Here is an 11632-nt window from a genome sequence, read left to right as displayed (position 1 = left end):
CTGTTAGACAACAAAAATTATGCCTTTAAATTTCGTATTCTTTCTATTAAAGGAGGATGTGAATAGTGAACAAAAACATATGCACGATGGGGGGTAAGGTTACTTAAACTGTTTTTGGACAATTTTTTTAGGGAGGTAACCAAAGGAGCGGCCGCAAAGGTGTTTTTTGCAAAATCATCCGCTTGATATTCGAATTTTCTTGAAAAATGGTTCATTATCAGACCCGTGATTTCCGATATTGGACTGTACAGAATTCCAAAACCGATTAAGGCAGCATGAAAGCTTGGTTGGTCGACCCCAACAGCCAAAGAGATACTTGGGTTATTGATAAAAATGGAGAGTATAAATAACATAAGTCCCGTTAATAAAATAGAAGTCACTAGGTTGAAAACTATGTGGTTCTTCTTATAATGCCCTATCTCATGGGCCAGAACAGCTACAATTTCATCCTCTTCAAGGTCATTGACTAGAGTGTCATACAGGGTTACCCTTTTTTCCTTCCCAAATCCTGAAAAGTAGGCATTTGCCTTGGTAGATCTTTTTGAACCATTGATAACAAAAATATTATTGAGTTCAAACCCTACATTACTGGCATAAGACTCAATTTTTTGTTTGAGGCTTCCACGCTCCAAAGGTTCTTGTTTGTTGAAAAGAGGTACAATTAACTTACTGTAGAATAAATTCATAAAAACCGTAAATAGCGCTACCAGTATCCAAGTGTATACCCAAAAATTCTTTCCCGACCATTGATAAAACCAGATTACCAAAGAAAGGATTACCCCACCAATAACTATGGTCATTAACCAGCTTTTTATTTTATCCAGTATAAATGTACTTTTGGTAGTATTGTTAAAGCCGAATTTTTCTTCGATCACAAAGGTTTGATAGTAAGATAAAGGAGTGCCAAGAAAATCACTACCTATCATAATAATACCAAAAAACAGTAGTGCTTGTAAAATTTGATTATTTGTCCAATCCCGGACTAAGTTGTCTACATACCCAAAACCTCCAAATATTAAAAAGCCTATAATTAAAACCAATGAGAATGTAGAGGTAACTATCCCAAACTTATAGTTAGTAAGTTTGTAGTCCTGCGATTTTTCATATTCCTCGGTATTGTAAACGTCTTCAACATCTTCTGGAACGGGATCCCGAAATTTTTTTGCATTTAAATAGTTTAATACGGTCGACAATAAAAAATCACCTATGAGAATGGCAAGAATACAGTAAAAAATAAAAGTATGACTCATATAGGCTTTTCAGGTTAACGAGCGAACTTCTCATTTGTTGTTATGAGATATGCCGCTGTCGCTTTGCTTCAAAGATAAGTATTGCCGCGGAGACGGAAACATTCATAGAGTCTATCTTGCCTTCCATGGGGATTATTATATTTTGTGAAGAACTTGAAAGCCATTCTTCGCTTAACCCACTATGTTCTGTTCCCACAATTATAGCTGTCGGTTTGGTATATGCTACTGTGGTATATCGTTTACTTGCAGTTAATGCTGCGCAGAATATATTAATATCCCTTTCTTTCAAAAAAGCAATGATAGAACTCGTGTCGGACAAGATAATATTTCCTGAAAAAACACATCCAACACTTGACCTGATGATATTTGGATTATAAAGGTCAGTCTTCGGATTGGCAATAAATACCGCATCCAGATTTGCTGCATCTGCCGTTCTTAAAAGCGCACCAATGTTTCCTGGTTTTTCAGGTGCTTCTGCAACAAGAATTAATGGGTTTTTATTCTCGATATTAATAGCACTAAGATCATGGTTTTTTGCTTGCGCAATTGCAATGACTCCTTCGGTAGTATCTCTATGTGCCAATTTTTTATAAACAACAGAACTAACGGAGACAAAAGAATTATTTGGGATAATGGAAAACCTATGGAACGCCTCCTCATCAATAAAATCTTTGCAAACCAAGATTGTATCCATTGAATAACCTGCTCGAGTAGCGATTTCCAACTCTTTTTTCCCTTCTAAAACAAAAAGCCCGGTTTTCTTTCTTTCCCTTGATTTTTCCTTTAGAAGAATAGTTTGCTTTACCAATGGGTTTTGTAAGCTACTAATATGTTTTATATCCTTCATTGTTTGCAAAAATAATCGATTATGTTAAGTATTACCTCTAGCTTCGACTTATCTAAAAATTGAAATGAAAAAATGATGATAAAAAAATTGGCGTTAGTGGTCTTTACCCTAAGTGTATTCAGTTGTAAGGATATTTCAAAAAAGGAACAAGAAGTAAAGATTTCTGAAAATGATACTTCTGAATCCGTAATTAAAAAATACCCAGAGGCTTTGGAGAAAATTTTTAATGCACATGGAGGGTTGGATTCTTGGCAAGAGTATAAAACCTTGTCTTACGAGATACCGAAGGAAAAAAATAAAGAAATACATACGATTGACCTTTACAGCAGAATGGATGTGATATCCATAGGTGGAGTGGAAATGGGGTTCGATGGTTCAAAAGTTTGGTTACAAAACCCCGAAAATAGTTATGAAGGAGATCCCGTTTTTTATCATAATTTAATGTTTTACTTTTTTGCAATGCCATTTGTATTTGGGGACGATGGTATAAATTATGGGGTTGCCGAGGCACTTCGATTTGAAGGAAAATTATATCCTGGAATTAGCATTACCTATAACAAGGGAGTAGGAACCTCCCCAAAAGACGAATATTATCTTCACTATGATCCGGAAACATACCAAATGGCTTGGTTGGGGTATACGGTTACCTATAGAAGTGGTGAAGATTCTGATAATATTAAATGGATTCGATATAATGATTGGGAAAAGGTAGAAGATGTTCTATTGCCTCGTTCAATTTCTTGGTTTGACTATGAAGGACGAACAATAAAACAAAAGAAAAACACCGTGTTTTTTGATAATGTGAATCTGAGTGAAGAATCCAGACCGAAGGAATTTTACAAAAAACCAGAAGGTGGTGTTTTTGTGGAAGGGAATAAGCAATTCTAATTTACTATAAAATTCAAACTTAAGGAAAGGTTAAATAGCTCGGTTACAAATTCATTTCTTCCAGAATAATAAGTAATTTAGACATTTAGCGAATATGGGGTTTGTGCCTTTGAATAAATAAATATGGAAATTCTTTTTTTTGGAATAACTAAGGATATTGTGGGATCCTCACAAGTAAAATTGGATTTTGAAAACGAAGTTCCAAAGTCTGTCGGGGAGCTAAAGATGAAATTGGAAAGGAAATACCCAGAATTTTCAAAGTTGTCTTCTTTGGCAGTTGCTGTTAACAGTGAGTATGCGGATGATAATGTTCAATTGCAAACTAATGATGAGGTGGCCATAATACCACCCGTAAGTGGAGGTTAATGAATAAAATAATAGAGATAGTAAGTTCACTTGATACCAATCAAGTATATGCGGAGCTCTCCCATCCCAATAGTGGAGGTATTTGTGTATTTTTTGGAGCTGTTCGTGAATTCACCAATAACGAGCAGGTCACTGGTTTGGAATTTGAAACTTATGAAGCAATGGCCTTAAAGGAAATGAACAAGTTAGCAGATACTGCTCTGGAAAAATGGGGACTTAATAAGGTTGTCATTAAACATGCGATTGGAAAGAAGGAAGTGCAGGAACCAGTGGTCGTCGTAGGAGCTTCATCCGCGCACCGTTCTGCTTGTTTTGAGGCTTGTAGATTTTTGATAGATACTTTAAAGGAAACAATACCCATATGGAAGAAAGAGATTTTTAAAAACAAATCTGTTTGGGTTTCGGCTCACCCATAATTTTTTACAATAGAACTATGGAAAGTTGTTGGTCGTTTTGAGTTCCTGTTTCAATACATTATATTGATTGAATATGTTAATAGATAATCATAATAGAAAAATTAATTACCTAAGGCTTGCAGTAACGGATCGTTGTAATCTCCGCTGTAATTACTGTATGCCAGCCGAAGGAATAAACTTTGCCAAAAATAACAAGCTACTCACTATAGATGAACTGAAAGTGTTGAGCGAAATTTTGGTCGATCAGGGAATTGATAAAATTAGAATTACTGGGGGAGAACCTTTCGTTCGAAAAGATTTAATGGTTCTATTACGTCACCTTCGCTCTTTGGACGGACTAATGGATATTTCTGTGACCACTAATGCTACTTTGATTGGTCCTTATATAGATGAATTAAAGTCACTCGATATAAAGAACATCAATGTTAGTTTGGATGCCATAAACAAAGCCACTTTCGAAAGAATTACAAGAAGGAATCAATACGATACCGTACATAATAATCTAATTCGGTTAATAAGTGAAGGGTTTAATGTGCGCATTAACTTTATAGCCTTGGACGGGCAAAACACTCAAGACATAATACCCGTCTTGGAACTGGCCAAGCACTATCCGGTATCCGTTCGGTTTTTGGAAGAAATGCCCTTTAACGGCGGGTCTAAATCTTTCCAAAAAATTACTTGGGACTATAAACATATATTGGAGCATATAAAAGCAGAACATCCGGATTATTATAAATTGGAATCGCCCAAAACGTCAACATCCATTAATTATAAAATACCTGGATTTAAGGGAACTTTTGGGGTCATACCCTCTTTTAGTAGGACGTTTTGTGGAAGCTGTAATCGGTTAAGGATTTCTGCAACAGGTGATGTAATTACTTGTTTATATGCTAAAGCCTTTACCAATCTAAGGGATATTCTCCGAAGGGAAGATTCAGAAAAAAAAGTCAGGGAGCAAGTTTTAAAAGCAGTTGGCAGTAGGGCTAAAACAGGTTTTGAAGCCCAAGAAAAATATAAGGATGTTTTTTCCAATTCAATGACATCAATCGGAGGATAGTATGGAAAAGAAGTTATCACATGTAAATGAGGATGGGAATGCCACCATGGTGGATGTTTCTGAAAAACGGATGACTTCAAGGATTGCTGTGGCTTCTGGTCGCGTGTTGTTTCCCTCGAAAGTTTTTAAGGAACTATCGGACCAAGATTTTTTAGGTAAAAAGGGAAGTATTGTACAAACTGCTGTAATCGCAGGAATTCAAGGGGTGAAAAAGACATCTGAATTAATTCCATTATGTCATCAAATAAACTTAACGAAAATTGATCTGGACATTGTTCCAGGTGAAAACGAATTTCATATTAGTTGTACCGTGAAATGCAATGGAAAGACTGGGGTAGAAATGGAGGCACTCACTGGGGTTAGTGTAGCAGCTTTGACTATTTATGATATGTGTAAAGCCCTATCCCAGAATATAGTAATCTCCACTTTACAACTCGAAAAAAAAATAGGAGGGAAAAATGACTTCGAAAGATAGAATATATGGATTGGTGCTTTCTGGAGGGAAAAGTACCAGAATGGGACAGGACAAAGGCTTAATTCCCTATCATGGAATACCCCAAAGAGAATACCTATATCACTTACTAAGTAAAGTTTGTGATGAAGCCTTCCTAAGTATCCGTAGTGATCAACAGAATTCAATTGCCCCTGATTTCAATGTTATTGTGGACAAAGATGAGTTTCGAGGACCCTATAACGGATTGTTATCGGCACATAAAAAATATTCAGAGGTGTCTTGGTTGGTATTGGCATGTGACCTTCCCCTTATAAATGAGGAAGCATTAAAGGAATTAATTGGCAAAAGAAACAGTAAAAAAATGGCAACCGCCTTTGCCAATGAAGAAAATCCATTACCTGAACCTTTAGCTGCCATTTGGGAACCTGAGGCATTAAAAATATCTATTTCTTATTTAAAGGCCGGAAATGGAACATGCCCAAGGAAGTTTTTAATCCATAATGATGTATCCTTGGTTTTTCCCGAAAAACAGGAAGTTTTACTCAATGCAAATTCCCAATTGGAATATCAGGAAGCTTTGCAAAAATTAGAAGTATAATGGATTCTAGATACCTTAGACAAACCATTTTACCGGGATTTGGTACAGAGGGACAGGAGGCTTTGAGGAAAGCTAAGGTTCTTATTGTAGGAGCCGGTGGACTTGGGGTTCCGGTCTTGACGTATTTGAATGCCATGGGAGTGGGTACGCTTGGTATTGTTGATGCCGACATCGTTTCGGAATCAAATCTCCACAGGCAAGTGCTTTTTACAGAAGCTATGGTAGGTAAGAAGAAAGTAGAGGTTGCCAAAGACCAACTTCAGGCTCAAAATTCCGCGACAACGATTCTAGTTTACAAGACTTTTCTGGAACCTTCCAATGCTTCCGAAATTATACGAAAGTATGATTTGGTCGTGGATGCTACCGATAATTTTCCCACCAGGTATTTGATCAATGATGTCTGTGTTATCCAAAATAAACCATTTGTATATGGTGCCTTGCATGGATTTGAAGGTCAGGTGAGTGTCTTTAATTATAAAAATGGTCCAACGTATCGTTGTTTATTTCCAAAGATGCCAAAAATGGATGAAGTTCCTAATTGTAACGAACACGGAGTACTTGGAATACTTCCGGGTATCATAGGAAATTTGCAGGCCTTGGAGGTTATAAAGATAGTATCTGGTCTAGATGGGGTATTATCCGGGATATTATTATTGTACGATGGAATTTCACAACGGATGCAAAGGATGAAATTTAATATTAATCAAGAAAATTTAAAAATTTCACAAGTTTTGGATAGCTATGAATTTGAATGTGAAGTTCCCAACGAATCGATTCAAGCTGTTGAAATTCAAAACCTTTTAAAGGATAAAAATATAGAACTGATTGATGTACGGACCCCCCAAGAATTCCAATCCAAAAATTTAGTAGGAGCTAAAAACATACCCTTGGATGAATTGGAGGAAAGAGTAAGGGAGGTAAAACAAGAAACACCGGTATATGTTATTTGTCAATCAGGAACCCGGAGTCTAAAAGCAATAATAACCCTGCAAAAGCTTTTTCCAAATAATAGGTTTATAAATGTCACAGGGGGGATGAATCAAATAGATACCTATGCAAATACCTATTGAGAATTTTATCTTCTTGTGCTTAGGTTTTTTTATTGTTGCTACTCTTTACTCTTCTGTTGGTTTTGGAGGAGGATCAAGCTATTTGGCCTTACTCACAATTTTTCTTGGTAGTTTTTTTGCTATTCGGTCAATTGCCTTAATCTGTAACCTAGTTGTGGTTTCTGGAAGTACGTATCTCTATTTTAAAAATGGCCATGCCAAATTAAAGGACTTTCTCCCGTTTATTATTGCCAGTATTCCACTTGCATTTTTAGGCGCCTCGTTTAGATTAAAGGAACATATCTTTTTCGTAATCCTAGGAGCATCACTGATTTTGTCCGCAACCTTTTTGGCTCTCCAAACGTATAATTGGAAACATTCCCAATCGGAAACTAAAGAATATCCAAGCTACTTATGTTATTTATTAGGAGCAGGGATAGGTTTTTTGTCCGGACTTGTAGGAATAGGTGGAGGAATTTTTTTAGCTCCTGTTTTAAATCATTTAAAATGGGATAAAGCAATTAAAATAGCAGCTTTGGCAAGCTTTTTTATTTTGGTAAACTCTGTTTCGGGTTTAATGGGTTTAATTTCTAGTGATTCTCTTACCTTACCATGGATCGAAACATTGTGTTTGGCCATCACAGTTCTCTTGGGAGGTCAATTGGGAATCAGGATCAGTCTTAAAAGATTTTCTGCCAATAGAATTAAGCGAGTAACAGCTTTGCTGGTATTGATTGTTGGTGTTAGAGTATTATTGGTGAATGGACTGGGAGTTTTTTGATTATAATTTTTTGAAACCATGATTACATTTGAGGAAGCATTAAAAATGGTATTGCGACATCCATTGCATTTGGGCAATGAAGCAGTTCCATTATTAGAGAGCGTTGGCAGGTTTCTGGACGAACCTATTTTTGCCGATAGGGATTTCCCACCGTTTAACAGGGTCACAAAAGACGGTATTGCAATTAATTTTGATGGGGTAATCGATAGCATTCAAAACATTAAGATTGAAAATATGGCCAGTGCCGGTATGGCACAACTTTCCTTAAGGGATGATAAGAATTGTATAGAAGTGATGACTGGAGCGGTACTTCCCAAAAATACGGACACTGTTATTATGTATGAGCATTTAACCATTGACGGCGAATTCGTAGTTATTAATGAGAAAGTAAACAAGGGTCAAAATGTGCATTATAAAGGGAGCGATGAATCCAAAGGAATACAAGTATTGTCTGTAGGAATTCGAATTACTCCTGCAGAAATTGGTGTCATGGCCTCCGTAGGTAAGCCAAAGGTGTTGGTCAAGAAAGTGCCCAAGGTTTGTAGCATAGCTACAGGAAATGAATTGGTAGATATCGATGTTGAGCCGGAGCCACATCAAATAAGAAAATCCAACAGTATTACTATGCTCTCTGCCCTTTCCGGATTTGGGATAAAAGGAAATTCCTTGCATTTAGTAGATGACAAAGTAAGTATTGAAAAAGGACTTTCTCAAGCCCTTATAGAAAATGATGTACTGCTGTTGAGTGGAGGAGTCTCCAAAGGAAAGTTTGATTTTATTCCCGAAGTAATGGATTCCTTGGGTGTAGAGAAAATTTTTCATCGTGTGGCACAACGGCCCGGAAAGCCATTTTGGTTTGGAATCCATAAAGAATTGCAAACTGTTATTTTTTCATTTCCAGGTAACCCGGTTTCCACATTTGCTAACTATCATTTGTATTTTTTGCCATGGTTGTACACATCATGGGACATTAAAATGGAAAAGCAATACGCTAAATTAAAGGTCAATTTGGATGTAAATCCCCCTTTAACCAGATTCATTCAAGTAAAATCGCAATGGAACAAAAACTGTCTTGAGGTAACTCCGGTAGTTGAAAATGGTTCTGGTGACTTAACAAGCCTTACCAGGGCAGATGGTTTTATTTGTTTAGAGCCAAGGGATGAAGTTTACAAAATAGGGGAGCGGGTCAGGTTTGTGAACATTAGATAAATTTTGGATTCAAGAAAATAATATTGATTTTGTGACACCTTCTCACGAACATAATTTAATTTTTATTCGTACTATTTCACTAAGAGAGAAGGACGTAAAAAAACTCACTTAATGATCATCAATAGGAGTAATGGCTGTGCATGATTTCTTTGATGGCCAGTTAATTCAATGGTAAACAGGGTTAAGGTCAATAGTAAAACTTATTTCTTTATTGGGAGCAACCTTTTTAGATCAACTGCTACGGAATCGATTTTGTTTTTAGAATAGTAGACTGGAAAATATTGATCCTTGGCCCAAGGTTCAAAAAGATTTCTATAAAATGGGCTTTCAGGATTACCGGACTGTCCTGGTCCATTGCTTGCTTCAGCGGTATCCCAGTCTCCTGTATTTACGATCAATCGGAATGATGCTCCACTGGATTGGTTGAGGTTACTTCCTGTTGATCCCGGAGTGCTTCCATTTCCTCCCCTGGGGAGAGGTCCTAAGTTAAACATGGAATCTCTCATTGCGCCATTAACGGCATTACTTAAAGCATGTTCTATATAAATATGTTTGTTGTTGCTCTGTCCATATTGCCATGATTTCATATCCGGACCCAATCTGTTTTCCAAATCATCAATGGCATATTGAAAGGACTTTTTTAGGAGCTCTTCCCTTTCATTTTCTGTAAGGGCATCAGGGCTGGTAAAAACATCCAAGATCTTTTTTAGCTGTAAATAAGGTATGATATCTTTTACCTCTTTTGGAATAAACTCATCCTCTATCGATTCTGCTAAGGACTCTTCCCAAACCACATAGATGGCTGCAGGGATAGAATTAGATGTTAGTTTGAAATTCCAATCATCCAATTTAAGTTTTGCCTTTTGATATTTTCCTTCAAACACAATGTCTTTTAAGAGTGGAACAAGTTCTTTGGCAGGTAAGGACAAATAATCCGTTTGTAAGGATTTCATGTCCTCCATGGTAAACTCTGTATTCTTACCTAATACCTCATTAACCCGGTTACCTCTATAGGGGTCCGCCCACGAATAGCCAATGGCATCCCAATGTTCATATTCAGGTGGTGTGACATTTTGGTTGGCGGTAGCAATAAAACCTTTCTGGGGATTAAGGTCATTCGGTTTTTTTATGATTGGTAAATAACCATCCCATTCATAGCTTCCGTCTCCTGGAACGGGAACCATTCCACTAAAGTTTCTTCGGATAGGGGCAATACCTACGGCCTGCCATCCAATATTACCTTCCTTGTCCGTCCATACCATATTCTCACCTGGAATATGGCTGTAGTTACATGCTTCCCTAAATTCTTTCCAATTTTTAGCCTGATCCATTCTTAAGGAGGCCAGATAAGGGGAACCGCCGGGCTCCAACCAAGCACAACGGACCGCATAGGCCACATTATTTTCTTTGTCAATAAGGGTGACCGGACCGTGTTTTGTGTAAGAGAGGTTTACCAGAGTATCTTTTTGTCCTTTTATTTTTATGGTTTCCTTAATATTTTTCATGTTCAGCCACTTACCTTGGTATTTGTACTGGTTTGGGTTTTCTGGGTTTAGTTCGTATACATATAAATCTTCGCCATCAGTCTCAAAAACCGTAAGCCCCCAGGCACCATATTCGTTATGTCCTATCGAAATACCTGGAATCTCTGGCTCACCACCTCCAATTACATTCCAACCCGGTGCTACGAGATGCGCCATATAGCGTAATGAGGGTACGGCTATGGTTCTATGGGGGTCGTTCGCCATATAGGTATTACCGTCAATGGTTCGGTCGCCACTCACTACCCAATTATTACTTCCTATAGAAAGGGAATCCGTCTTTTCACCCTTTTTGTTTATAAGGTTTGAGCTTATTTCTTTATTTCTATATTCGGGTTGTATATCAGATGCGGTAAATTCTACCGATTTTCTATAAGCATTATAGAGTTCCAAAATGTCTTGGGATAACAATTTTTCATCGATTTTCTTATCCAAAGTAAGATCAGGATCTTTGGGATGCAACCAAAACAAATCTTTAACCTTTTCGGGTCCTAATTTGGCAACGGCCCTTCCTATTTGTAATTCTTCCTTAATATTACCCAATAAGCCTTGGTGTCTTGAAATAACTACTTCTGGAGTCCATTTTTGGGGTACTATGTCCAGAATTTTAAATTCTATGGGTAGGTCTTCAGGGTTATTCAACATTTCCTCTATATATGCATTTACTCCGTTAGTATAGGCAGTAATAATTTCATCCCCATCCGGGTGGTAATGATTCATTTCCGTTTTCATATCTCCCCTAAACATAAAAAGACGGGTACCCATATCTCTTTTTAACTCTCTTTCTCCAAGTATTTCTGAAACTGTACCAGTAGCCTGTCTCCGCCAGATTTCGAACTGAAAAAGTCTATCGACCGCAGCGGCATATCCTTGCGCAAAAAACAGGTCATGCTGATTCTTCGCATAGATATGGTTAACGCCCCATTTGTCCCTGACAACTTCTACAGGCTCTTGCAGCCCGTTTATATATAAGTCTGTTGTGCTAGTTTTGTTTTCTTTACAAGAAAAAAGAAGTGCTGTAAGTACAATCAAGGTTAATCGCTTCATACTTTTGGTTTTAGGTTATAAAAAAAGCTCGATATGTGCTCGAGCTTTTTTAATACTGTGGAAGAGTAACTATTTATGTCGATACTTATCAACTTAAATGTACTGTTTTATATTGATTTCACGAATTGA

General features: G+C 37.2%; 12 protein-coding genes. 9 read left to right on the top strand and 3 right to left on the bottom strand.

Annotated elements, in window-relative coordinates:
• Window positions 1–17: 17 nt before the first annotated feature.
• Both PP182_RS14270 and PP182_RS14265 read right to left on the bottom strand, forming a co-directional pair.
• Window positions 18–1250 (bottom strand): M48 family metallopeptidase, encoded by a 1233-nt coding sequence (locus PP182_RS14270; protein WP_272651944.1) that lies wholly within the window; start codon window positions 1248–1250, stop codon window positions 18–20.
• Window positions 1251–1290: 40 nt separating this feature from the next.
• Window positions 1291–2097 (bottom strand): TrmH family RNA methyltransferase, encoded by an 807-nt coding sequence (locus PP182_RS14265; RefSeq protein WP_272651943.1) that lies wholly within the window; start codon window positions 2095–2097, stop codon window positions 1291–1293.
• A 72-nt stretch (window positions 2098–2169) separates the two neighbouring features.
• Here PP182_RS14265 and PP182_RS14260 point away from each other — a divergent pair, with 72 nt between their 5' ends.
• From PP182_RS14260 to PP182_RS14220, 9 genes are all read left to right on the top strand, one after another.
• Complete coding sequence (locus tag PP182_RS14260; RefSeq protein ID WP_272651942.1) at window positions 2170–2985, top strand: DUF6503 family protein; 816 nt, start codon at window positions 2170–2172, stop codon at window positions 2983–2985.
• A gap of 123 nt (window positions 2986–3108) precedes the next feature.
• A complete protein-coding gene (gene moaD, locus PP182_RS14255) occupies window positions 3109–3351 on the top strand; it encodes a molybdopterin converting factor subunit 1 (RefSeq protein WP_272651941.1) in 243 nt (80 codons plus the stop codon).
• Entirely contained in the window at window positions 3351–3767 is a 417-nt protein-coding gene (locus PP182_RS14250) for a molybdenum cofactor biosynthesis protein MoaE (protein ID WP_272651940.1), read from the top strand. Before moaD ends, PP182_RS14250 begins: the two co-directional genes overlap by 1 nt.
• Window positions 3768–3840: 73 nt before the next feature.
• Window positions 3841–4824, top strand: coding sequence for a GTP 3',8-cyclase MoaA (moaA, locus tag PP182_RS14245; protein ID WP_272651939.1), 984 nt, complete (start codon window positions 3841–3843; stop codon window positions 4822–4824).
• A 1-nt stretch (window position 4825) separates the two neighbouring features.
• Window positions 4826–5299 (top strand): cyclic pyranopterin monophosphate synthase MoaC, encoded by a 474-nt coding sequence (gene moaC, locus PP182_RS14240; protein ID WP_272651938.1) that lies wholly within the window; start codon window positions 4826–4828, stop codon window positions 5297–5299.
• The gene (gene mobA / locus PP182_RS14235; RefSeq protein ID WP_272651937.1) at window positions 5283–5876 is read left to right on the top strand and encodes a molybdenum cofactor guanylyltransferase; all 594 of its coding nucleotides are present in this window, start codon (window positions 5283–5285) and stop codon (window positions 5874–5876) included. The genes moaC and mobA overlap by 17 nt, the downstream gene beginning before the upstream one ends.
• Complete coding sequence (locus PP182_RS14230) at window positions 5876–6946, top strand: HesA/MoeB/ThiF family protein (RefSeq protein ID WP_272651936.1); 1071 nt, start codon at window positions 5876–5878, stop codon at window positions 6944–6946. Before mobA ends, PP182_RS14230 begins: the two co-directional genes overlap by 1 nt.
• The gene (locus PP182_RS14225; protein WP_272651935.1) at window positions 6930–7706 is read left to right on the top strand and encodes a sulfite exporter TauE/SafE family protein; all 777 of its coding nucleotides are present in this window, start codon (window positions 6930–6932) and stop codon (window positions 7704–7706) included. The genes PP182_RS14230 and PP182_RS14225 overlap by 17 nt, the downstream gene beginning before the upstream one ends.
• A gap of 18 nt (window positions 7707–7724) precedes the next feature.
• A complete protein-coding gene (locus tag PP182_RS14220; protein WP_272651934.1) occupies window positions 7725–8915 on the top strand; it encodes a molybdopterin molybdotransferase MoeA in 1191 nt (396 codons plus the stop codon).
• Between the two features lie 200 nt (window positions 8916–9115).
• On the opposite strand, the gene PP182_RS14215 is transcribed toward PP182_RS14220, so the two are convergent.
• Complete coding sequence (locus tag PP182_RS14215) at window positions 9116–11503, bottom strand: penicillin acylase family protein (protein WP_272651933.1); 2388 nt, start codon at window positions 11501–11503, stop codon at window positions 9116–9118.
• Window positions 11504–11632: the final 129 nt, after the last annotated feature.

The sequence above is a fragment of the Maribacter sp. PR1 genome (genome assembly GCF_028464145.1).
Classification (GTDB): Bacteria; Bacteroidota; Bacteroidia; order Flavobacteriales; family Flavobacteriaceae; genus Maribacter.
This window is presented reverse-complemented; position numbering and strand designations above follow the sequence as displayed.

What these genes read in the sequence shown, in the direction of transcription:
- PP182_RS14270 (WP_272651944.1), bottom strand. Translation starts at nt 1,250, where the DNA reads ATGAGTCATACTTTTATTTTTTACTGTATTCTTGCCATTCTCATAGGT.
- PP182_RS14265 (WP_272651943.1), bottom strand. Translation starts at nt 2,097, where the DNA reads ATGAAGGATATAAAACATATTAGTAGCTTACAAAACCCATTGGTAAAG.
- PP182_RS14260 (WP_272651942.1), top strand. Translation starts at nt 2,170, where the DNA reads ATGATGATAAAAAAATTGGCGTTAGTGGTCTTTACCCTAAGTGTATTC.
- moaD (WP_272651941.1), top strand. Translation starts at nt 3,109, where the DNA reads ATGGAAATTCTTTTTTTTGGAATAACTAAGGATATTGTGGGATCCTCA.
- PP182_RS14250 (WP_272651940.1), top strand. Translation starts at nt 3,351, where the DNA reads ATGAATAAAATAATAGAGATAGTAAGTTCACTTGATACCAATCAAGTA.
- moaA (WP_272651939.1), top strand. Translation starts at nt 3,841, where the DNA reads ATGTTAATAGATAATCATAATAGAAAAATTAATTACCTAAGGCTTGCA.
- moaC (WP_272651938.1), top strand. Translation starts at nt 4,826, where the DNA reads ATGGAAAAGAAGTTATCACATGTAAATGAGGATGGGAATGCCACCATG.
- mobA (WP_272651937.1), top strand. Translation starts at nt 5,283, where the DNA reads ATGACTTCGAAAGATAGAATATATGGATTGGTGCTTTCTGGAGGGAAA.
- PP182_RS14230 (WP_272651936.1), top strand. Translation starts at nt 5,876, where the DNA reads ATGGATTCTAGATACCTTAGACAAACCATTTTACCGGGATTTGGTACA.
- PP182_RS14225 (WP_272651935.1), top strand. Translation starts at nt 6,930, where the DNA reads ATGCAAATACCTATTGAGAATTTTATCTTCTTGTGCTTAGGTTTTTTT.
- PP182_RS14220 (WP_272651934.1), top strand. Translation starts at nt 7,725, where the DNA reads ATGATTACATTTGAGGAAGCATTAAAAATGGTATTGCGACATCCATTG.
- PP182_RS14215 (WP_272651933.1), bottom strand. Translation starts at nt 11,503, where the DNA reads ATGAAGCGATTAACCTTGATTGTACTTACAGCACTTCTTTTTTCTTGT.